The sequence below is a fragment of the Flavobacterium sp. JP2137 genome, assembly GCF_050562195.1.
Classification (GTDB): domain Bacteria; phylum Bacteroidota; class Bacteroidia; order Flavobacteriales; family Flavobacteriaceae; genus Flavobacterium.
The window spans coordinates 2834377-2854742 of sequence record NZ_CP191647.1 but is presented as its reverse complement, the minus strand read 5'-3'; the positions used below and the strand labels follow the sequence as shown (position 1 = coordinate 2854742).

Sequence of the window (20366 nt, the reverse complement as noted above, 5' to 3'; positions counted from 1 at the left end):
GCAAAAATCGGAAGTTTTTTTTAATTCACACACAACTTTTGAGAATGATCCCAGGAAATTCTCTAAAGATAATTTTTGATCTAGTTTTTTGATTTTCAGTCCATTTATCGCTATCCATGCATAGCAAATATCTACTTCTTATTAGGAGTTGTTTTGGAGTGTCTCCGTTCTCAAACTCTTGAGCAACGTACGCTATATTTGCTTTCCTGGCTTCTTTAATAGCTTGATTCTCGTTATCCAACGCTTTCCAGCGTTCCTGAATACGAATGTCTTGTAAGGCTTCTATGGCTAATTTTTGTACATGAAAACGATCAGTTACTTGTATGGCGTTAGAAAAACTCTTGCTTACAATGTTTTTCATAGAACTAGCCATATCTAAGGTTACTTCGCGTACTTTTCTTCTAATTTTTGAGCTGATAGTAAGTAGTTTCTCTACAATAGGTTCAACCTTAGTTCCTGAAAATATGGCTACTAAGCTTCCCTTTTTTCCTTTAGCTCTTTTATTGGTTATGATTGTGTATAATTCCCCCTTAGACAATGCTGTTTCGTCTATAGAAAGATAAGGACCTATGTTCTCGGGATATATAAGCCATTCTTTTGCGTGATCCTTTACACTCCAATTACGAAAGTCACTTAAGGATTCTTTGTATTGTCGCTGTAGTTTTTTGCCATCCACACCAAAGAAACCACCAATGGTATGACAGTCACTGGTCTTAGTATCGATTAATTTCTTTTAAAAAAGAAGCGAACTCTGCTGTCATACGAGTTCCCTTAGCTACTAATTCCCAGTCTCTTTGCACTAATTTGCGAGATTCCTTCTCAAGCCATCTTCGGCGTTTCACGTGAAGATAAACACTGTTTCCTCGCAAGGGAAAGTCTTGTATGGTGGTTTCGTTGTGGAAACCGTGAGCAACCAAGATAAGGTCCTGATGCTCTATGGGAACAACATTGCGCTCTTCAAAATAAAGATGCATAATTTCTGCTTGCTTGGTGGTTTTTACCAAATCAAAATGCTCTACTAAGAATTCGGGTAATATCAATTTAAGTAACTCTACATAGTTGTCCACAGTATCTCTTTTTTTTGCAAAAATCGGAAGTTTTTTTTAATTCACACACAACTTTTGAGAATGATCCTCGAAATGACTGCATTTTTTTAAAGGCTGATTCGCTGATGCGTCTATTCGCGGATTTGCTTTGGATTGCGTTGAATTCGAAACGACTACATTTTTTTAAAGGCTGATTTGCTAACTTGATTTGCGTAGCATTCAAAATTATTTTCATAGCGAAAAACGACATTCTTTACGCAGCCTGGCGAATCATCAAATCCGCGATTCATCGCATCCGCATAAAAAGGGCTGATTCGATTTGCGTAGCATTCAAAATTATTTTCATAGCGAAAAACGACATTCTTTACACAGACTGGCGAATCATCAAATCCGCAAATCATCGAATCGGCATAAAAAAGGCTGATTCGCCGATACGTCCATACACGGATCTGCTTTGGGTTGCGTTGAATTCGAAATTATTTTCTTAACGAGAAACGACATTCTTTACGCAGCCTGGCGAATCATCGCATCCGCGATTCATCGAATCGGCATAAAAAAGGCTGATTCGATTTGCGTAGCATTCAAAATTATTTTCTTACCGAAAAATGTTATATTTTACGCAGACTGGCGAATCATCAAATCCGCAAATCATCGAATCGGCATAAAAAGGGCTGATTCGCCGATACGTCCATTCGCGGATTTGCTTTGGGTTGCGTTGAATTCGAAATTATTTTCATACCGAAAAACGACTAAGTAAAAATCAGGGATAGTTATTGTATTGAAATATTAGGTATCAACAAAAAGCAATCGACGATCTGTTAGAAAACCAAATCATACTAAAGTAAACCATTATGAAATTTAAAATCTATATAAGGAGTCTTCTTTTACTTTTTTTCTCATCAATAGCAGCAGGTGCACAGGCTAATGAAACCCAAGAGTGGCCTACCACGTTAAAAATGAAAGATATTGGTGTTGTAGAAACCCATTTCGATTTTTCATTTAGTGAACAAGAGAATACTTTTTTTGCTGAGAGTCCAAAAGGTAGTGATAAACTCATTTTAGGGGGAATGAAAGCAGGGATGGCTCGTCTGTTTAATAAAAAGTTAGAAGGAGGAAGCTTAATAAAGATTCAAAAAGGAGAGATTAAAGGCGATTCTTTAAAGGGAGTTATGACCACGATGTTTGGTAATTTCTATTTTAGAGCTATCAAAACAAATGAGAGGATAGAAGGGAAGTTACTCAATGGAAAAAAAGAGCTAGTAGGTTTGTTTAATTCAGATTTGAATCAAGCGATTAAAAAGAAAGATTATAAAGCAATTTGGCATGATATAGAAAAAATCACTCGAGATAAGATATATAATAAATCTGTTTTAGACTCCAAAAAATGGCAGTCCTTTAAAAAACAGATGGACAATTCTTGTGAGAAGTTCAAAGATGATTTAGAGTTTTTAATGGGATTTTATTATTTCAGTAATGATTTAGGTTTTTCGCACTATAGCGCTTTTATAGCGTGGGAGGATTGGGATAAATATATAAAATCTCAAACTACAGATTTTCCACATAAATTCTTAGATAGTGACACGTATTATGTAAAAATAAGCTCTTTTTCAGGCACTTCAGAAGATATGAATAAGGTTTTAGATCAAGTAGCTCAACAGCAGTTTAAAAACCTTGTAATTGATTTAAGAGATAATGCAGGAGGAAGTATTGAAGCAGGAATGACTTTCGCAGAGCGACTTGTAAATCAGAGTATAGTAGGAGGGGTGTTTCTTACAAGAAAGTACTACAATAAAAAAAATAATTTACCAATAGAGCAAGAGATTAATCAATATGATGTTTTTAGTAAAGCAAACTACGAGTTACTCCTAAAGGGAATTTCAGAAAAAGAAGGCATTGTTTTAAAGGTTATACCTAAAAACACAATACCTTATCAAAAGCTTTATTTTTTGGTCAATAAAAAAACAGCAAGTACTTGTGAGCCTATTTTACAAGGTTTTAAAGAAAACAAAATGGCTATAATAATTGGTGAGAAATCAGCAGGTAAGATGCTAAATGCTGAGGAATTTAAAATAAGAGATGGTTATACGTTGTTTTTACCCACTGCAATGTATGTTACTAAACAAGGAAAAGCACTTGACCAAATAGGTGTGGAACCTAATATTTTGGTTAAAGAAGGTCTTTCAGAAAATAATATTCTAAAGTATATTAAAAACTAGGTAAAACACGTATTGCTTTGGTATTGAGCTATTTGTCGTAAAAACGCGAATCGGCATAAAAAAGGCTGATTCGCTGATGCGTCTATTCGCGGATTTGCTTTGGGTTGCGTTGAATTCGAAATAATTGCATTTTTTTAAAAAAGCTGGTTCGATTTGCGTAGCATTCAAAATTACTTTCTTACCGATAAACGTTATGTTTTACGCAGCCTGGCGAATCATCGAATCCGCGATTAATCGAATCCGCATAAAAAAGGCTGATTCGCCGATGCGTCCATTCGCAGATTTGCTTTGGATTGCGTTGAATTCAAAATAACTGCATTTTTTTAAAAAAGCTGGTTCGATTTGCGTAGCATTCAAAATTACTTTCTTACCGATAAACGTTATGTTTTACGCAGTCTGGCGAATCATCGAATCGGCATAAAAAAGGCTGATTCGCCGATTCGTCCATTCGCGGATTTGCTTTGGGTTGCGTAGCATTCGAAATAATTGCATTTTTTAAAAGGCTGATATGCTAATTCGTCCATACACGGATTTGCTTCGATTGGCGTAGCATTCAAAATTATTTTCTTACCGAAAAACGACATTCTTTACACAGCCTGGCGAATCATCGAATCGGCATAAAAAAGGCTGATTCGCCGATTCGTCCATTCGCGGATTTGCTTTGGATTGCGTTGAATTCAAAATAACTGCATTTTTTTAAAAAAGCTGGTTCGATTTGCGTAGCATTCAAAATTACTTTCTTACCAAAAAACGACATACTTTACGCAGCCTGGCGAATCATCGAATCCGCGATTCATCGAATCCGCATAAAAAAGGCTAATTCGTCCATACAGGGATTCGCTTTGGATTGCATTGAATCCAAAATTACTTTCTTACCGAAAAACGACATTCTTTACGCAGACTGGCGAATCATCGAATCCGCAAATCATCGAATCCGCAAATCATCGAATCCTCAAATCATCGAATCCGCATAAAAAGACGCATCCGCAAATCATCGAACTACATAAAGGCAAATAAATCGTATATTAGCAGCGACAACCAATCGAACTTATTCGTTCGTTTTACATTCCTATTCCACATCATGAGATTAATAGAAAATCAAGTGTTCAGTCAGTTGAGTCACTTAGAGCAAGCAGAGTATTTTGAATGTACATTTGAGAACTGCGACTTAAATAAATTTAATTTTACTCAATTTGAATTTGAGCGTTGCCATTTTAAAAATTGCAATTTGAGTTTGTCGCAATTCAATCAAAGTTCGTTTCGCGAAGTGGAGTTTGTGGACTGTAAGTTGATGGGCATTGATTTTTCCAAGGTCAATACCTTTTTATTGCAGTGGCAATTTACGTCTTGTAATCTGCAATTTTCGATTTTCAATGCCCTTAAGATTAAGAAAACCAAATTTAGCCAGTGCGAATTGCAGGATGCCGATTTCTCTCAGTGCGATCTGACTCAGGCGTGGTTTGATCAGTCCGATCTCAGTAGGGCAGTTTTTGATCAAAGCAATCTGACGCAGGCTGATTTTAGAACAGCCAAGAATTTCTTGATACGCCCCGAGTCCAACATCCTCAAAAAAGCACATTTCGCTCAGAATAACCTGGCCGGTTTGGTGCAACACCACCAGCTTAAGATCGAATAAGTGAGTGCATCGCTACTATATCAGCTTGATATTCGGGGATTTACCAATAAGAGCTATCAATAGATAACGCGAAATACCGAAAATCTCATCGCAAACGCCCCAGCTTAGGAGGCGTTTTTTTTTGCTTAAAATCATAATAAAAATGAACAATTTTATCAATTACTCCTTCTAAATCATATATAATTAAATTATGAATTATATATATATCAGCCTTGTTAAATGATTATACTATTTAAAATATAGCTTATTTATATATTTAACACATTGAATTTGAGTTTTTTAACACAAAAAGTTTTTTGTTTTTACGCTGCTTTTTTATTTTTAGAATATAAATTTAAAATTGAGTTATTATGGAAACAATTAACGCTCAAACGCTCTTTCGATTTGTCAGCATTCGAAGTGCACAGAAACCAAAAATCCAAAATTTAGTGCGTCGATATATCACTATACCCAACTCCTTATTAAACGGACTGTTTTATCAGGCGATTAAGACGAAACCGCAAAAGATGACTAAGTATCAGGCCCTGTTGGAAGCCACAACGAAATTCAAAGACGTGATTTCGACCGAGGGTCAGATTAAAGATTTATATGGCGGCATCGCCGAATTTTCAACTTGGTTGGCTCAAAATTCGCACAGTGCTACGCAATCCCAAGTCTTAGAGCAAATCAAGAACATCGAGGAATTGCCCGGGGAGATGGAACAGCTTACGTGGAACAACTTGATTTATCAAGCCACCGTACAAGAACAGGTCGACATAAAGGACCGCCTGGTCGAAATATTGAAGGCCAATCATGTCGTTGTGGAATTTAAGGATACAAAAGGCGACGGTAAGGACAAAGACGACGGCAAGGACAAAGACGACGGCAAGGACAAAGACGACGGCAAGGACAAAGACGACGGAAAGGACAAAGACGACGGAAAGGACAAAGACGACGGCAAGGACAAAGGCGACGGTAAGGACAAAGGCGACGGTAAGGACAAAGGCGACGGTAAGGACAAAGGCGACGGTAAGGACAAAGGCGATGGTAAGGACAAAGGTGACGGCAAGTACAAGGATTACATCAAGGACAAGAATTACACATACAGCAGTTATAAAGCAGGCAATCAAGACGAGGAATATACTAGTTACAAGGAAAATAGTGAGGATGAAGAAAACTTTAAAAGTACCATAAATGCCGTTTTGGTACTGCCCGAATTTTTGTTTGACGAAGAGATACTTGAAGTGGAAAATGAGCCCTCAATCGACTCAAAAGAAGCCCAACCTATGCTTGCACAAGGGGTGCTAGAGCAAATGCTAAATCGGTCAAAAGCGCTGTTGCAACAAGAACAGTTGTTGAATTTGCAACGTGAATTGGAGATTTCCGCCCAAAAATATAAAACGAGTTATGCGCTCGCTTTCGAATCCGCTCAAGAGAAATACAACCGAGACAACGCACCTATTTATGAGACCTATGTCAAGGAAGTAGAACAGGTACGCACGGCCTATTGTCAAAATATCGACGTGGAAAAACGCCAGTACAACAGCGATGATCCCTGTCAGCAATTGCCGTATCTCCCGCCACCGAAACTCCCTAAGTTTGAATTTAAATACGACAAAGAACTGTCGTCCGATCGATTAAAGTCAGAACTCGACCCAATCAGTTACCAAACGCTGTTACAGGCGATTTATCATAGGGAACCCAAACCCAAGTTTAAGAATAAAAGTCTTGCTGCGAAGCCGGTCAATTATGAACAAGACAGGCTAGATACGGTATCGAGCTATGTCAACTTAAATAATTTTGTCAACAGTGCATTGGTGAATTCGCGCTCCTCATTGATCAACAACACCAGGGCCCACAGAAAGGTTCGCATCGTAGGAGGAATACTACTCCCTATAAATGAAGAGCAGAATTCGGTCGATTTTCAATATAGAAGCTGCGGCATCACCTCCAATTTGCAACGCGTAGCCACGGTGATCATCAAGGTACCCAGCGCGTCGTGGCAAATAGCGACGATTCACGTCAAGTTGTCCAACGACCACGGTTCGGAGTCGTATTATTTAAACAATCCCTTGATGGAGGGCAGGGGCAATGAAATCACGATTTACAATATAGAAGGCTATCCCGCGGACTTTAACGATGATCAGTCCGCATCCATGATGGGGTTGGACATACTCTTTTCCAACGGTTGTCAAAAGCAAATGCCCGCCTTGAATATAGCCGCACAAGTGTGTTATGCCGGTACGCTGAGCGGCGAATGCAATAGTGGGCGCGGAGTCGTTGTACCCGCTTTTATCCCCAAGGGATTCGGCGTAAAATTATTGGGTATAGCCGACTATAAGCGCGTGGATCAAACGGTACATTGTTATGTAGAGGGGGAGGTTTCTCACGTGGAAAACATCATGGCTCGAGAATACCGCGAAAAAGCGTCTCGTCGCTTAAGAAAGACCGAATTGACAACGACCAAGCTCACGGAGGAAGAGGCCGAACACTTTACCGATAACATCACGACGGAGCGCTTCGAAATGCAATCGGAAATCAATAGAATACTGCAGGAAAGCAAGAGTTTGAATGCCCATGTCAACGCGAGTTACTCGGGACTAGGATTCCAGATTAATGCAGGAGTGGCCCACACGAGTAATCGCTCTCAAGAAGAAAGCGCAAGACAGGCGGTAACCGAGGCAAAGCAAATTACCAATCAGGCACAAGATCGCTTGGTGAGCAAAGTGAAAAAAGAACGCGTGCAAAGAGTGATCGATGAATTTGAAGAAAACAACAAACACGGTTACGACAATCGAAAAGGCGATAAGCACGTGGTAGGCGTATACCGTTGGATCGACAAATTATACAAGAATCAAGTGTACAATTACGGCAAGCGGATGATGTTTGAATTTATGATACCCGAACCCGCAAAACTGCATACCCTAGCCATGCAAAGCGAAGAGCAAATCGCAGGAACTACACTGCAAAAGCCGGTGGATCCCCGTACGGACAACTTCCTTAAAATGGCTACTGCTACCGAGGTTAACGAAGCGAAAGCAGCGTTTTGGGCGGCAAAATACAACGCGGCTATACCCATTTTACCCGATGCTACGATCAACCTATCCGGCGCCTTTGCCGATAGTGGAAATAGTGGTAATTACGTAGATGTTTTCTATGTAGGGGGTAAGAGTTACGCTTTGGAAATTCCCGAGGGTTACAAGGCGGTATGGGTGCAGGGACATTTGCATTATACTTATATTCCCGTGAATATCCAATATTATTCTCATGGGGTATGCACGATTTCAAACACCAAGGTGGAAGTGGATAATGATTTATATAGATCGAATAAATTCAGGGATCAAGAGTTTTTTATCTCGCTAAACGGTATAGAAAAAAAATTAGAAGTCACCATGGGTGGTGGCGATGTCGGTAGTATTGCTTTATCTATAGATGTACACTGCGTGCTGAAAGACGAAGTTAAGAAAAATTGGAAGCAGAAGTGTTTTGAGCAGATTATGGAAAAGTACTATGAAGAACTGGAAGTGTATCAACAAAAACTTCAAGAAGAACAGTCTAAAGTGGTAGAAATCAAACGTACCAATCCGGGTTTCTTTCGCAAAATTGAAAATACAGTACTTCGAAAAAACTGCATTTCGTATTTAATGCGGCATACCGATATGGGTAAGCCCTTTACCAATGGCACGGGCATCGACAACTTTTTTATCAGTCAAAACAAGGAACTCACCACTTACAGTAATCACGTAAAATTTATAGAGCAGGCCTTTGAGTGGGATATTTTATCGTATTTCTTTTATCCGTTTTACTGGGCAGAAAAAGGACAATGGCCGGACTTATATACTTATGACGAAAGCGATGACCCCCTCTTTCGAAGTTTTATGCAGTCGGGTATGGCAAGAGTCGTTGTTACGGTACGCCCCGGTTTTGAGGAAGCGGTTCAGCTCTATATGAGTACCGGTAAAATTTGGAACGGAGGGGAAATACCCGTTATCGGCAATCCCCTTTATGTATCGATTATCGATGAAATTCGTCAGGCCGAAAGCGTTAAGGAAGGTAAGGCGTGGATTACGCGCGTTCCCACTACTTTGACCATCTTACAAGCGCAAAGCGCCGGCTTAAAAGTGGAAAAAGCCTTGCCGTGTCACTGTAACGATCTCGAAGATTTTGAAGACCCCACTCAAGTACCGTGTTCGGAAAACTTTTCGCTAAACGATAATTTGGTCGGTGGCGCTGATGGACCAGAAGAGGAGGCTATGGATTGATGAACATGTATCTCAACACTCAGGGACCGGGCTTGTAAGCGTGCTCCTTGGAAATACAAGGAGCTTTTATGGGAACTTACCGTAATATATCTAGAGAAATATGGCAGCAAATGCGGGTGAATACGCCATTTCAGCAGCCAGAACCCGATACGGGGCCGTATCAAACCGATTTCTACGGCAATAAAAGAGGTGAGGGCATCGACTTTAAGCAGTTGGTTCACTTTTTATACGAGGCCTACCTTGACAGTAGTTTGGTTTTTAATTGGCGCGATTACAAAGCGCCAACCGTTATGGACATTTATAGAATCGCGGATCGCGAAGGGGGTTATACCGAGCGGGCGCAAGAGATCAATCCCGCTATAGCCTTTGCCTACCTCAATGAGCGAAAGGAATTGGTGCAGACGGTTTTAGAGGGGAAATTAAACAAGCGCGTCGATTATTTGGAAGACAGCTGGGCGTTTCTACTGCGCATAGAACCGCAAAACAAATACGCGCTGGCAACCCTGTGTTTTTATTACGACGATACCGCCCAATTTAGAACACGGGTAGGCGACTTACTGGAATCGAGTACTTTTCAAATCGAAGAAAAGTATATCGCCATCCAACTGAGCAGTCAAAACCTAAACGATTTTTACGGATTGGTGCAAACGGTAATCTCCGAGGCCGGGACGCGGTCTGTTCAACTCGAGATTGGAAGGCGATTTACCAGACTTTTGGGCAGTGCATCCAAGGCATCGGAGCTCAAATTTCTCTACGAAAGCGCACCGAGTTTTTGCATGGACTACCTGCGTGATAACCTCGATAGCCGATTGATAACTGCCCATTTGGAGGTGTTGAAAAGCTATGACGACCGCGGTTGGTTTAGCCTCTTTAGAGACAGCAGCGGGGCTTTGATTAATTTGATGAAAATACTAGGCGATTCGCGACTGCTGTATTCGCTGTTTTGGAACAATCCCGTATTGGTCAAGGAATTGTACCGAAATATGGACGGCTATTCTAAGGTAGGGGGCAACGCACAAAAGAACAGCTCGCTATTCGTCGATTTGTTGTGGATGCTGTGTCTGAGCCATTCCTTTGACGGTTCAGACCGCGCGCTAAGCAGCTTTAGAATCGGCAAGAATTATAGGGTGATGAGTGATTATTTTGCGCTAAGTGAGCAAAAGAAAGATCAGATTTACTTGCAACAGCGCATGGGTAGACCGGAAAAAAAACTGGAGAAATACCCCGATGATATTCCGCGATTGAGTCAGGGAAGGGAAGTGGATACCGTCGTTTTTAGCGCGGAGGATCTGGGCAGTTATTTCCATCCGCTACAGGCGGTTTTATTGATAGATATGGATGCCACACAGCCCGTAACCTATCGCGTACCCGCGCTATATCTCAAGGCCATAGCCGACGAGGCAACGCATAAAGACCTGATGACCGGACTCCGAATAGGTTTTGATTTGCTGGCGGTGATCCTGGGCGTAACCAATTTGGGTGCGAGCAGCAGTTTGTATATCGCATTGGCCGTGGCGGATATGGCCCTGGCGACCACCGATATCGCCGTAGCGATTAAGGAAGACGAACTGATGAAGACCCAAGAGGGACGGGAATTTCTCGATAACTGGACCGCAATCTGCATTGTGGGCGGCGTAATCACCGCGGGCCCCTTGTTGGTGGGTCAAACCTTTACAAGCGGTGTACGCCTATTGGGTAAGGCTCAAGTAGCGACGACGCAAAATTTTTTAAGAGCGAGTCTTCTTAAGATGGTAGTGGAATTAAATATTTCTAATTTTACTAAAGACAGCCTTAAAATTATCGAGAGCGGTTACGAGGTTTATAGGGAATCCAAATCGGTTATACAGCTACTCGAATTCACCCGTTTGCAAGAGGCAGGAGTGCTGTTTGTAAAAGGGGAAATGACCAATACCAAAGTGCAGAAGTACGGGTTAATCGTGGTTTATAAAGGCGAGATAATTGCCAGCGGCGATGCCAGAGTCGTGCGCAGGAGTTTGGGCGAAGTCTGGACGGCTAAGGGAGCCAAGTTAATAGTAGCTTTAGAAGGGCGATTGGTTTTTAAAAAAATCGATGAGGCTATTGTAAGTTTAAGGATTAGAATTAGGATACCAAAAAACGTTTTAAATGTCTTTGAAAGCGAAAGGGAAATACGGCTAGCTATGTATACGCTAAAAAACAAGATTCCCCGCAAGGGGTTTAACCCTAGTAAAAAAAAGTTAAAAGAATTAGGTGTTAAATTGCCTAAATCCATAAACGGTCTTAGTGTGGATTTTGAGGGTACAGCCTATCTCTCTCCGGTAACAGCTAACCAAAAAAATATCGTGAAAATAAAAATGACAGGAAGTAGAAGAATGGATAATAAACTGGCCAACAAACTAGCGGGTTTCGATAAACAACCGGAAAATTATACTTGGCACCATTTGGATGATTACGACCCCATGACCAATACCTGTACCATGCAATTAGTACACAGCGATATACATACAAAATGCTATCCTCATTATGGTGCAGTAGAAATTGTAAGACAATATTTTTCAAATAAAACACTGTATAAATAACGATTTCTGTAAAATTAAAAAAACGAACAAGATGAAAAAATTAATTATTATCAATTCACAGCAAAGTATCACTAGAAATGATATAGTAGAATTTGAGAAAGAGTACCATTTAAAATTACCTGAAAACTACATAGCGTTTCTTTTAAAATACAATGGCGGCGGAGTATATGATGAGGGAAGTGAGGGAAGTGAGTATGTACAATCTTTTAATTCATTAAAGTACGGTAAGTTAACGCTTGAGTTTATGTTTGATAATTATTGTATTAGCGAGGATTTGATCGATAAAGAATATTTACCGATCGCTTGCGGATACGGAGGCAACCCCATTACCCTTTGTTTAAAAGCAGGTAAAGATTATGGGAAAATAATCATTTTCTATATGGATATGGATGAGGATCCTCAAACTATAGCTGATTCTTTGGAAGAGCTTTTGGGTGTCAAAAGCATAGACGAATTGTAGTTTAACCATTGCGAATAGGTTTTAAGTGGAAATTCCGAATGATCTCGGAATAATTTGGGCTATATGAAAGGGGCGGTCACAACCACGAATTCATCGGTACAAATATAAAAATTCGCAGGTATTTGTTTAAGCAAACGGATGATATGCCCATTGATGCATTGATTTCGATTCGTTATAGTATTAGGCAAAAAACGGGAAAATGGATAGATAAAAGGCAAAAATCGAGCATGTTTCCGATGAATTGGGATATTAATCGCGTCAAACAAGAAATTGCCTTGGTTTATGACGAATGGGTAAAAGTTTACGGTATAAGTAAAAAAAAAAGAATTCACGTTACTTGAATCAACAGGAAAGTTTGAAATATTAATAAAAGTGGATAAGGCAGGTAATATTATAAATGCTTATCCCGTATTATAAAAACAGGAAAATATGAAATACAAATTTACCCTTAATCCATATAACCAAAAAGATCTTAGTTTTAAATATTACGGAGTTGATATAGATTCTTTAGCTCCTGATGAATTGGTTTTAGTAGATATCAGTTGGTGGGGCTGGACTCCAGAAGAACTTCAACTCATAATCGATGAATCCAAAGCAGTAGTGGGTAATCAAAGGTATACCTATATAGTAGAAAGGAGCGAATTAATTATCGATATCTACAAAGATAAAGTCAATTTTTTTGATGGGTTATCCAAACAGCAAGAACCTGAATTGACTTGGCCCTTTGATAAGTTTATCGATTTTATAGCGCAGTTTAAGGTCTTTGTGGCAGAGAATCGCTGATTTTACTAATATTCGACTATCATTTTTTTCTAAATAGCTCTCAAACTACCCGTAGCTAAAGTAGGCTTAACATTGGATTTTGAGGGTACAGTCTATCTCTATCCGGTAACAGCTAACCAAAAAAATATCGTGATAATAAAAATGACGGGAAGTAGAAGAATGGATAATAAACTGGCCAACAAACTAGCGGGTTTCGATCAACAACCGGATAATTATACTTGGCACCATTTGGATGATTACGACCCCATGACCAATACCTGTACCGTGCAATTAGTAGAAACCGAAATTCATAGACAATGCACCCCACATTATGGTGCGGTAGAAATTGTGAAACAATATTTTTCAAATAGAACATTGTATAAATAACGATTAATATCAAATTAAAAAACCGAACAAGATGAAAAAATTAATTATTACCGATTCAGAACAAAATATCACTAGAAATGATATAGTGGAATTTGAGAAAAATTACCATTTAAAATTACCTGAAAACTATATAGTGTTTCTTTTAAAATACAATGGCGGGGAAGTATATGATTATGGGAGTGAGTACATACAATCTTTTAATTCATTAAAGTACGGTACGTTAACCTTAGAAGAAACACTTTATGATTATTGTATCATCGAGGATTTATTAGATAAAGATTATTTACCGATTGCTAATGGATATGGTGGCAACCCCATTACCCTTTGTTTAAAAGCAGGTGAAGATTATGGGAAAATAATCATTTTCTATATGGATACTACCGATGATCCTCAAATTATAGCTGATTCCTTGGAAGAGGTTTTGGGGGTCAAAAGCATAGACGAATTGTAGTATACCTTCCAAACTTGTTTTTAAAATCATTTACAGTACTAGGGTCAAGTTATACAAAAAGTGATGGCATAACCATAACATGCTTGATTTAAAGTAAAATTTAAAACCGAACAAGATGAAAAAATTAATTATTGTCAATTCACAGCAAAGTATCGCTAGAAATGATATAGTGGAATTTGAGAAAAAATACCATTTAAAATTACCTGAAAACTACATAGCGTTTCTTTTAAAATACAATGGCGGCGGAGTATATGATTATGGGAGTGAGTACATACAATCTTTTAATTCATTAAAGTATGGTACGTTAACCTTAGAATTTATGCTATATAACTATTGTATCATCGAGGATTTGATCGATAAAGAATATTTGCCGATCGCTTGCGGATATGGTAGTAACCCCATTACCCTTTGTTTAAAAGCGGGTGAAGATTATGGGAAAATAATCATTTTCTATATGGATACTACCGATGACCCTGAAATTATAGCTGATTCCTTGGAAGAGCTTTTGGGTGTCAAAAGCATAGACGAATTGTAGTTTAACCATTGCGAATAGGTTTTAAGTGGAAATTCCGAATGATCTCGGAATAATTTGGGCTATATGAAAGGGGCGGCCACAACCACGAATTCATCGGTACAGATATAAAAATTCGCAGGTATTTGTTTAAGCAAACGGATGATATGCCCTTTGTTGCATTGATTTCGATTCGTTATAGTATTAGGCAAAGAAAGGGAAAATGGATAGATAAAAGGCGAAAATCGATCATGTTTCCGATGAATTGGGATATTAATCGCGTCAAACAAGAAATTGCCTTGGTTTATGACGAATGGGTAAAAGTTTACGGTATAAGTAAAAAAACCGAATTCTCCTTACTTGAATCAACAGGAAAGTTTGAAATATTAATAAAAGTGGATAAGGCAGGTACTATTTTAAATGCTTATCCCGTATTATAAAAACAGAAAAATATGAAATACAAATTTACCCTTAATCCATTTAACCAAAAAGATCTTGGTTTTAAATATTACGGAGTTGATATAGATGCTTTAGCTCCTGATGAATCGGTTTTAGTAAACATAAAGTGGTGGGGTTGGACTCCAGAAGAACTTCAACTCATAATCGATGAATCCAAAGCTGTAGTGGGTAATCAAAGGTATACCTATATAGTAGAAGGGAGCGAATTAATTATCGATATCTATATAGATGAAGTCCTTTTTTTTGATGGGTTATCCAAACAGCAAGAACCTGAATTGACTTGGCCCTTTGATAAGTTTATCGATTTTATAGAGCAGTTTAAGGCCTTTGTGGCAGAGAATAGCTGATTTTACTAATATTCGACTATCATTTTTTTAAATAGCTCTCAAACTACCCGTATCTCAAGCAGGCTTAACATTGGATTTTGAGGGTACTGTCTATCTCTCTCCGGTAACAGCTAACCAAAAAAATATCGTGATAATAAAAATGACGGGAAGTAGAAGAATGGATAATAAACTGGCCAACAAACTAGCGGGCTTCGATAAAAAACCTAAGAATTATACTTGGCACCATTTGGATGATTACGACCCCATGACCAATACCTGTACCGTGCAATTAGCAGAAACCGAAATTCATAGACAATGCACCCCACATTATGGTGCGGTAGAAATTGTGAAACAATATTTTTCAAATAGAACATTGTATAAATAACGATTAATATCAAATTAAAAAACCGAACAAGATGAAAAAATTAATTATTACAGATTCAGAACAAAATATCACTAGAAATGATATAGTAGAATTTGAGAAAGAGTACCATTTAAAATTACCTGAAAACTATATAGCGTTCCTTTTAAAATATAATGGCGGCGAAGTATATGATGAGGGAAGTGAGGGAAGTGAGTACATACAATCTTTTAATTCGTTAAAGTATGGTACGTTAACCTTAGAAAAAACACTTTATGATTATTGTATTATCGAGGATTTGTTAGATAAAGATTATTTACCGATCGCTAATGAATATGGAGGTAACCCCATTACCCTTTGTTTAAAAGCAGGTGAAGATTATGGGAAAATAATCATTTTCTATATGGATACTACCGATGATCCTCAAATTATAGCTGATTCCTTGGAGGAGGTTTTAGGGGTCAAAAGCATAGACGAATTGTAGTTTAACCATTGCGAATAGGTTTTAAGTGGAAATTCCGAATGATCTCGGAATAATTTGGGCTATATGAAAGGGGCGGCCACAACCACGAATTCATCGGTACAGATATAAAAATTCGCAGGTATTTGTTTAAGCAAACGGATGATATGCCCTTTGTTGCATTGATTTCGATTCGTTATAGTATTAGGCAAAGAAAGGGAAAATGGATAGATAAAAGGCAAAAATCGAGCATGTTTCCGATGAATTGGGATATTAAACGCGTCAAACAAGAAATTGCCTTGGTCTATGATGAAATACCTAACAATTATCAAACTACTAAATTCTCTTTTCCGGAGTCTAAGTGGAAATATAATAAATGCACATCCAAAATTAAATTAAAAATATGAAATAATATTTTTAGTTTATCCATATAATTAAAATTCATTTAACTAAACAGCACTATGAAATATCAATTTTCGTTAAATCCTTATAGACAAAAAAACATTAGTTTTAAATTTTTTGGAGTAGATGTAGAAGCTTTGTCTCCGGAAGAAAGTGTTTTAATTAATATCAGTTGGTGGGGCTGGACTCCAGAAGAACTTCAACTCATAATCGATGAATCCAAAGCAGTAGTAGGTAATCAAAGATATACCTATATAGTAGAGGCGAGCGATTTTATTATCGATGTCTACATAGATGAAGTCCTTTTTTTTGATGCGTTTTCCAAACAGCAAGAACCTGAATTTACTTGGCCCTTTGATAAGTTTATCGATTTTATAGAGCAGTTTAAGGCCTTTGTGGCAGAGAATCGCTGATTTTACTAATATTCGAATATCATTTTTTTTTAAATAGCTCTCAAACTACCCGTATCTCAAGCAGGCTTAACATTGGATTTTGAGGGTATAGCCTATTATGGTGCAGTAGAAATTGTGAAACAATATTTTTCAAATAAAACATTGTATAAATAACGATTTCTGTAAAATTAAAAAAACGAACAAGATGAAAAAATTAATTATTATCAATTCACAGCAGAATATCACTCGAAATGATATACTGGAATTTGAGAAAGAATACCATTTAAAATTACCTGAAAACTATATAGCGTTTCTTTTAAAATACAATGGCGGTGGAGTATATGATTATGGGAGTGAGTATGTACAATCTTTTAATTCGTTAAAGTACGGTAAGTTAACCTTAGAAGAAACGCTTTATGATTATTGTATCATCGAGGATTTGTTAGATAAAGATTATTTACCGATCGCCAATGGATATGGTAGTAACCCCGTTACCCTTTGTTTAAAAGCAGGTGAAGATTATGGGAAAATTATTATTTTCTATTTTGATATGGACGAGGAACCTCAAATTATAGCTGATTCTTTGGAAGAGCTTTTGGGTGTCAAAAGCATAGACGAATTGTAGTTTAACCAGTGCGAATAGGTTTTAAGTGGAAATTCCGCATGATCTCGGATTCGTTTGGGCTATATGAAAGGGGCGGTCACAACCACGAATTCATCGGTACAAATATAAAAATTCGCAGGTATTTGTTTAAGCAAACGGATGATATGCCCTTTGTTGCATTGATTTCGATTCGTTATAGTATTAGGCAAAGAAAGGGAAAATGGATAGATAAAAGGCGAAAATCGAGCATGTTTCCGATGAATTGGGTTATTAATCGCGTCAAACAAGAAATTGCCTTGGTTTATGACGAATTGGTAAAAGTTTACGGTATAAGTAAAAAAAACGAATTCACGTTACTTGAATCAACAGGAAAGTTTGAAATATTAATAAAAGTGGATAAGGCAGGTACTGTTTTAAATGCTTATCCCGTATTATAAAAACAGAAAAATATGAAATACAAATTTACCCTTAATCCATTTAACCAAAAAGATCTTGGTTTTAAATATTACGGAATTGATATAGATTCTTTAGCTCCTGATGAATCGGTTTTAGTAAACATAAAGTGGTGGGGTTGGACTCCAGAAGAACTTCAACTCATAATCGATGAATCCAAAGCTGTAGTGGGTAATCAAAGGTATACCTATATAGTAGAAGGGAGCGAATTAATTATCGATATCTATATAGATGAAGTCCTTTTTTTTGATGCGTTTTCCAAACAGCAAGAACCTGAATTGACTTGGCCCTTTGATAAGTTTATCGATTTTATAGCGCAGTTTAAGGCCTTTGTGGCAGAGAATAGCTGATTTCACTAATATTCGACTATCATTTTTTTTTAAATAGCTCTCAAACTACCCGTAGCTAAAGCAGGCTTAACATTGGATTTTGAGAGTACAGCCTATCTCTATCCGGTTACAGCTAACCAAAAAAATATCGTGATAATAAAAATGACGGGGAGACGAAGTTTGGATGATAAATTGGCCAATAAGCTGGGAGGCTTTAATCAACAACCGGATAATTATACTTGGCACCATCTGGATGATTACGACCCCATGACCAATACCTGTACCGTGCAATTAGTAGAAACCGAAATTCATAGACAATGCACCCCACATTATGGTGCAGTAGAAATTGTAAGACAATATTTTTCAAATAAAACACTGTATAAATAACGATTTCTGTAAAATTAAAAAAACGAACAAGATGAAAAAATTAATTATTATCAATTCACAGCAAAGTATCACTAGAAATGATATAGTAGAATTTGAGAAAGAGTACCATTTAAAATTACCTGAAAACTACATAGCGTTTCTTTTAAAATACAATGGCGGTGGAGTATATGATTATGGGAGTGAGTATGTACAATCTTTTAATTCGTTAAAGTACGGTAAGTTAACCTTAGAAGAAACGCTTTATGATTATTGTATCATCGAGGATTTGTTAGATAAAGATTATTTACCGATCGCTAATGGATATGGAAGCAACCCCATTACCCTTTGTTTAAAAGCGGGTGAAGATTATGGAAAAATAATCATTTTTTATATGGATACAAACGATGACCCTGAAATTATAGGTGATTCCTTGGAAGAGCTTTTGGGGGTCAAAAGCATAGACGAATTGTAATTTAACCACTGCGAATAGGCTTTAAGTGGAAATTTAGCATGATTTCGGATTCGTTCGGGTTATACAAAAATGGTAATGACAGCGCGAGGTTATCGGTACCCCTATAAAAATTCGCTGGTAAATTAACGGTTGGACAAAAACACGGTGAGCAAGGTAAGAGCGTTAAAAACAAGTGACGCAAAGAGATAAGAAACGATGGCAACCTTTTGTCTATAAATTCTAAATGCGATTAAACAGGGCAATAAAAACAGCAGTAAAACCATGGGAACAAACAATTTACTAGCCCACAGACTGATGGTGTTGTCGAGATACAACTGTTGGAGAAAAGCAGCGCGCAAAACCCATAAGATCAACAGTAGCGCACTGCAATAAAAGATAATCTTATCGTAGACTAGGGTGTTTTTCATGCTTATAGATTAATTTTAATACGCGCATTGCGGTTGGCTAATTCCCAAGCTGTAGCAAAGATTAATTGTACGCGCTTGGTCAACAGTTCGTAATCGATTTTATCTGCGGTGTCTGTGGGCTGATGATAGTCGGCGTGGGGGCCGTTATAATAAAAGATCACGGGAATGCCCTTACGCACGAAATTGTAATGGTCTGAGCGAAAATAGATCTGCTCGGGTTCCCCTTTTACATTGTATTTGTAGTCCAAGGTCAGTTGGGAGTACGTTTGATTAATCTTTTCCGAAACCTCGTGTAAGTCAGCACTCAAGCGATCCGAGCCAACTAAATAGATGTAGTTGCCCTGCTCTAGGTACTCGTCGGAACGGCGGCCTATCATGTCGATGTTTAGATCTGCAATGGTGTTTTCCAAGGAATAAAGGGGATTGTCAACATAGAACCTCGAACCGTGCAAGCCAAACTCCTCGCCGGTAACGTGTAAAAAGAGTATGGAGCGCTTAGGGGTAAATCCGTTGCGAACCGCTTCTTGAAATACGCGTGCAATTTCCAACACCCCTACCGTACCCGAGGCATTGTCGTCGGCGCCATAAAAGGTTTCTCCAAATTCGATACCCATGTGGTCGTAATGCGCCGAAATCACTAAGGTCTCCTCGGGAAATTCGCTTCCTCTGATATAAGCTACCACATTTTCACTGTCTTTGAGTAGGGGGCGCAAGGGTTTTTTCATGTATTCCGAGGGCACCTTTTGCAGGTAGTTTTCCGTGTTGTTTGCGGGAGCTATGCGATAGTTCTCGTATTGCTTGACGAGGAAAGCAGCGGCTTTTTTTTGCCCCTCTTCGCCGGTTCTTCGGCCTTCAAAATCGTCTGAAGCCAGTATATATAGATTTTTGCTTAAGGTGTCTCGATTGATTTGACCGTAAAAATAGTCAAAGTTCCCTGCTGCTTTGTCTTGTGCAGTGATGGGTCCGCACAGACTGAGCACGGCAAATCCCATCAATAAGGTGGTATAGCGGTTCATGTGTAATGGATTTTGGTAATCAAGCTGTAAATATAAGCAACCTCGTCAAAG

General features: G+C 38.3%; 23 protein-coding genes and 1 pseudogene. 20 read left to right on the top strand and 4 right to left on the bottom strand.

Annotation, left to right across the window (positions count from 1 at the left end; translation table 11 throughout):
• Positions 1–25: 25 nt before the first annotated feature.
• Both ACQZ43_RS12620 and ACQZ43_RS12615 read right to left on the bottom strand, forming a co-directional pair.
• Positions 26–676: an ISAon1 family transposase gene (locus ACQZ43_RS12620; protein ID WP_430613043.1), complete on the bottom strand. Its 651-nt coding sequence runs from the start codon at positions 674–676 to the stop codon at positions 26–28.
• Positions 677–713: 37 nt separating this feature from the next.
• Positions 714–1067 carry an ISAon1 family transposase N-terminal region protein gene (locus ACQZ43_RS12615; RefSeq protein ID WP_430613042.1) on the bottom strand — a complete coding sequence of 118 codons (354 nt, stop codon included), beginning with the start codon at positions 1065–1067 and terminating at the stop codon, positions 714–716.
• An 830-nt stretch (positions 1068–1897) separates the two neighbouring features.
• On the opposite strand from ACQZ43_RS12615, the gene ACQZ43_RS12610 reads away from it, so the two are divergent.
• From ACQZ43_RS12610 to ACQZ43_RS12515, 20 genes and pseudogenes are all read left to right on the top strand, one after another.
• Positions 1898–3262: a S41 family peptidase gene (locus tag ACQZ43_RS12610; protein ID WP_430613041.1), complete on the top strand. Its 1365-nt coding sequence runs from the start codon at positions 1898–1900 to the stop codon at positions 3260–3262.
• A 1081-nt stretch (positions 3263–4343) separates the two neighbouring features.
• On the top strand, positions 4344–4898 hold the full coding sequence (locus ACQZ43_RS12605; protein WP_430613040.1) for a pentapeptide repeat-containing protein: 555 nt from the start codon (positions 4344–4346) through the stop codon (positions 4896–4898).
• A 350-nt stretch (positions 4899–5248) separates the two neighbouring features.
• The gene (locus ACQZ43_RS12600; protein ID WP_430613039.1) at positions 5249–9139 is read left to right on the top strand and encodes a hypothetical protein; all 3891 of its coding nucleotides are present in this window, start codon (positions 5249–5251) and stop codon (positions 9137–9139) included.
• 68 nt (positions 9140–9207) lie between these two features.
• Positions 9208–11697, top strand: a complete 2490-nt coding sequence (locus ACQZ43_RS12595; RefSeq protein ID WP_430613038.1) for an HNH endonuclease — start codon at positions 9208–9210, stop codon at positions 11695–11697.
• A gap of 31 nt (positions 11698–11728) precedes the next feature.
• Positions 11729–12157, top strand: coding sequence for an SMI1/KNR4 family protein (locus tag ACQZ43_RS12590; RefSeq protein WP_430613037.1), 429 nt, complete (start codon positions 11729–11731; stop codon positions 12155–12157).
• Between the two features lie 122 nt (positions 12158–12279).
• On the top strand, positions 12280–12498 hold the full coding sequence (locus tag ACQZ43_RS12585) for a hypothetical protein (protein ID WP_430613036.1): 219 nt from the start codon (positions 12280–12282) through the stop codon (positions 12496–12498).
• 88 nt (positions 12499–12586) lie between these two features.
• Positions 12587–12940, top strand: coding sequence for a hypothetical protein (locus ACQZ43_RS12580; RefSeq protein WP_430613035.1), 354 nt, complete (start codon positions 12587–12589; stop codon positions 12938–12940).
• 141 nt (positions 12941–13081) lie between these two features.
• Positions 13082–13306 (top strand): HNH endonuclease, encoded by a 225-nt coding sequence (locus ACQZ43_RS12575; protein ID WP_430613034.1) that lies wholly within the window; start codon positions 13082–13084, stop codon positions 13304–13306.
• A gap of 31 nt (positions 13307–13337) precedes the next feature.
• Positions 13338–13757, top strand: a complete 420-nt coding sequence (locus ACQZ43_RS12570) for an SMI1/KNR4 family protein (protein WP_430613033.1) — start codon at positions 13338–13340, stop codon at positions 13755–13757.
• A gap of 115 nt (positions 13758–13872) precedes the next feature.
• Positions 13873–14292: an SMI1/KNR4 family protein gene (locus tag ACQZ43_RS12565; protein WP_430613032.1), complete on the top strand. Its 420-nt coding sequence runs from the start codon at positions 13873–13875 to the stop codon at positions 14290–14292.
• An 83-nt stretch (positions 14293–14375) separates the two neighbouring features.
• A pseudogene (locus tag ACQZ43_RS12560) lies at positions 14376–14708 on the top strand (hypothetical protein); the annotation flags it as partial.
• Between the two features lie 12 nt (positions 14709–14720).
• Entirely contained in the window at positions 14721–15074 is a 354-nt protein-coding gene (locus ACQZ43_RS12555) for a hypothetical protein (protein WP_430613031.1), read from the top strand.
• 139 nt (positions 15075–15213) lie between these two features.
• The gene (locus ACQZ43_RS12550) at positions 15214–15438 is read left to right on the top strand and encodes an HNH endonuclease (protein WP_430613030.1); all 225 of its coding nucleotides are present in this window, start codon (positions 15214–15216) and stop codon (positions 15436–15438) included.
• 31 nt (positions 15439–15469) lie between these two features.
• Positions 15470–15898 carry an SMI1/KNR4 family protein gene (locus ACQZ43_RS12545; RefSeq protein ID WP_430613029.1) on the top strand — a complete coding sequence of 143 codons (429 nt, stop codon included), beginning with the start codon at positions 15470–15472 and terminating at the stop codon, positions 15896–15898.
• A 437-nt stretch (positions 15899–16335) separates the two neighbouring features.
• The gene (locus ACQZ43_RS12540) at positions 16336–16689 is read left to right on the top strand and encodes a hypothetical protein (RefSeq protein WP_430613028.1); all 354 of its coding nucleotides are present in this window, start codon (positions 16336–16338) and stop codon (positions 16687–16689) included.
• A gap of 184 nt (positions 16690–16873) precedes the next feature.
• Complete coding sequence (locus ACQZ43_RS12535) at positions 16874–17293, top strand: SMI1/KNR4 family protein (protein ID WP_430613027.1); 420 nt, start codon at positions 16874–16876, stop codon at positions 17291–17293.
• Between the two features lie 122 nt (positions 17294–17415).
• On the top strand, positions 17416–17709 hold the full coding sequence (locus tag ACQZ43_RS12530) for a hypothetical protein (protein WP_430613026.1): 294 nt from the start codon (positions 17416–17418) through the stop codon (positions 17707–17709).
• Positions 17710–17721: 12 nt separating this feature from the next.
• Positions 17722–18075, top strand: coding sequence for a hypothetical protein (locus ACQZ43_RS12525; protein WP_430613025.1), 354 nt, complete (start codon positions 17722–17724; stop codon positions 18073–18075).
• A 141-nt stretch (positions 18076–18216) separates the two neighbouring features.
• Positions 18217–18441 (top strand): HNH endonuclease, encoded by a 225-nt coding sequence (locus ACQZ43_RS12520; protein WP_430613024.1) that lies wholly within the window; start codon positions 18217–18219, stop codon positions 18439–18441.
• Positions 18442–18472: 31 nt separating this feature from the next.
• On the top strand, positions 18473–18892 hold the full coding sequence (locus ACQZ43_RS12515) for an SMI1/KNR4 family protein (protein ID WP_430613023.1): 420 nt from the start codon (positions 18473–18475) through the stop codon (positions 18890–18892).
• A gap of 122 nt (positions 18893–19014) precedes the next feature.
• Here ACQZ43_RS12515 and ACQZ43_RS12510 read toward each other — a convergent pair whose 3' ends face one another.
• The gene (locus ACQZ43_RS12510) at positions 19015–19299 is read right to left on the bottom strand and encodes a hypothetical protein (RefSeq protein WP_430613022.1); all 285 of its coding nucleotides are present in this window, start codon (positions 19297–19299) and stop codon (positions 19015–19017) included.
• 2 nt (positions 19300–19301) lie between these two features.
• A complete protein-coding gene (locus ACQZ43_RS12505) occupies positions 19302–20315 on the bottom strand; it encodes a M28 family metallopeptidase (RefSeq protein WP_430613021.1) in 1014 nt (337 codons plus the stop codon).
• Between the last annotated feature and the right edge of the window lie 51 nt (positions 20316–20366).

Coding starts and splice junctions, on each gene's coding strand:
- ACQZ43_RS12610 (WP_430613041.1), top strand. CDS start 1,898: ATGAAATTTAAAATCTATATAAGGAGTCTTCTTTTACTTTTTTTCTCA.
- ACQZ43_RS12605 (WP_430613040.1), top strand. CDS start 4,344: ATGAGATTAATAGAAAATCAAGTGTTCAGTCAGTTGAGTCACTTAGAG.
- ACQZ43_RS12600 (WP_430613039.1), top strand. CDS start 5,249: ATGGAAACAATTAACGCTCAAACGCTCTTTCGATTTGTCAGCATTCGA.
- ACQZ43_RS12595 (WP_430613038.1), top strand. CDS start 9,208: ATGGGAACTTACCGTAATATATCTAGAGAAATATGGCAGCAAATGCGG.
- ACQZ43_RS12590 (WP_430613037.1), top strand. CDS start 11,729: ATGAAAAAATTAATTATTATCAATTCACAGCAAAGTATCACTAGAAAT.
- ACQZ43_RS12580 (WP_430613035.1), top strand. CDS start 12,587: ATGAAATACAAATTTACCCTTAATCCATATAACCAAAAAGATCTTAGT.
- ACQZ43_RS12575 (WP_430613034.1), top strand. CDS start 13,082: ATGACGGGAAGTAGAAGAATGGATAATAAACTGGCCAACAAACTAGCG.
- ACQZ43_RS12570 (WP_430613033.1), top strand. CDS start 13,338: ATGAAAAAATTAATTATTACCGATTCAGAACAAAATATCACTAGAAAT.
- ACQZ43_RS12565 (WP_430613032.1), top strand. CDS start 13,873: ATGAAAAAATTAATTATTGTCAATTCACAGCAAAGTATCGCTAGAAAT.
- ACQZ43_RS12555 (WP_430613031.1), top strand. CDS start 14,721: ATGAAATACAAATTTACCCTTAATCCATTTAACCAAAAAGATCTTGGT.
- ACQZ43_RS12550 (WP_430613030.1), top strand. CDS start 15,214: ATGACGGGAAGTAGAAGAATGGATAATAAACTGGCCAACAAACTAGCG.
- ACQZ43_RS12545 (WP_430613029.1), top strand. CDS start 15,470: ATGAAAAAATTAATTATTACAGATTCAGAACAAAATATCACTAGAAAT.
- ACQZ43_RS12540 (WP_430613028.1), top strand. CDS start 16,336: ATGAAATATCAATTTTCGTTAAATCCTTATAGACAAAAAAACATTAGT.
- ACQZ43_RS12535 (WP_430613027.1), top strand. CDS start 16,874: ATGAAAAAATTAATTATTATCAATTCACAGCAGAATATCACTCGAAAT.
- ACQZ43_RS12525 (WP_430613025.1), top strand. CDS start 17,722: ATGAAATACAAATTTACCCTTAATCCATTTAACCAAAAAGATCTTGGT.
- ACQZ43_RS12520 (WP_430613024.1), top strand. CDS start 18,217: ATGACGGGGAGACGAAGTTTGGATGATAAATTGGCCAATAAGCTGGGA.
- ACQZ43_RS12515 (WP_430613023.1), top strand. CDS start 18,473: ATGAAAAAATTAATTATTATCAATTCACAGCAAAGTATCACTAGAAAT.
- ACQZ43_RS12510 (WP_430613022.1), bottom strand. CDS start 19,299: ATGAAAAACACCCTAGTCTACGATAAGATTATCTTTTATTGCAGTGCG.
- ACQZ43_RS12505 (WP_430613021.1), bottom strand. CDS start 20,315: ATGAACCGCTATACCACCTTATTGATGGGATTTGCCGTGCTCAGTCTG.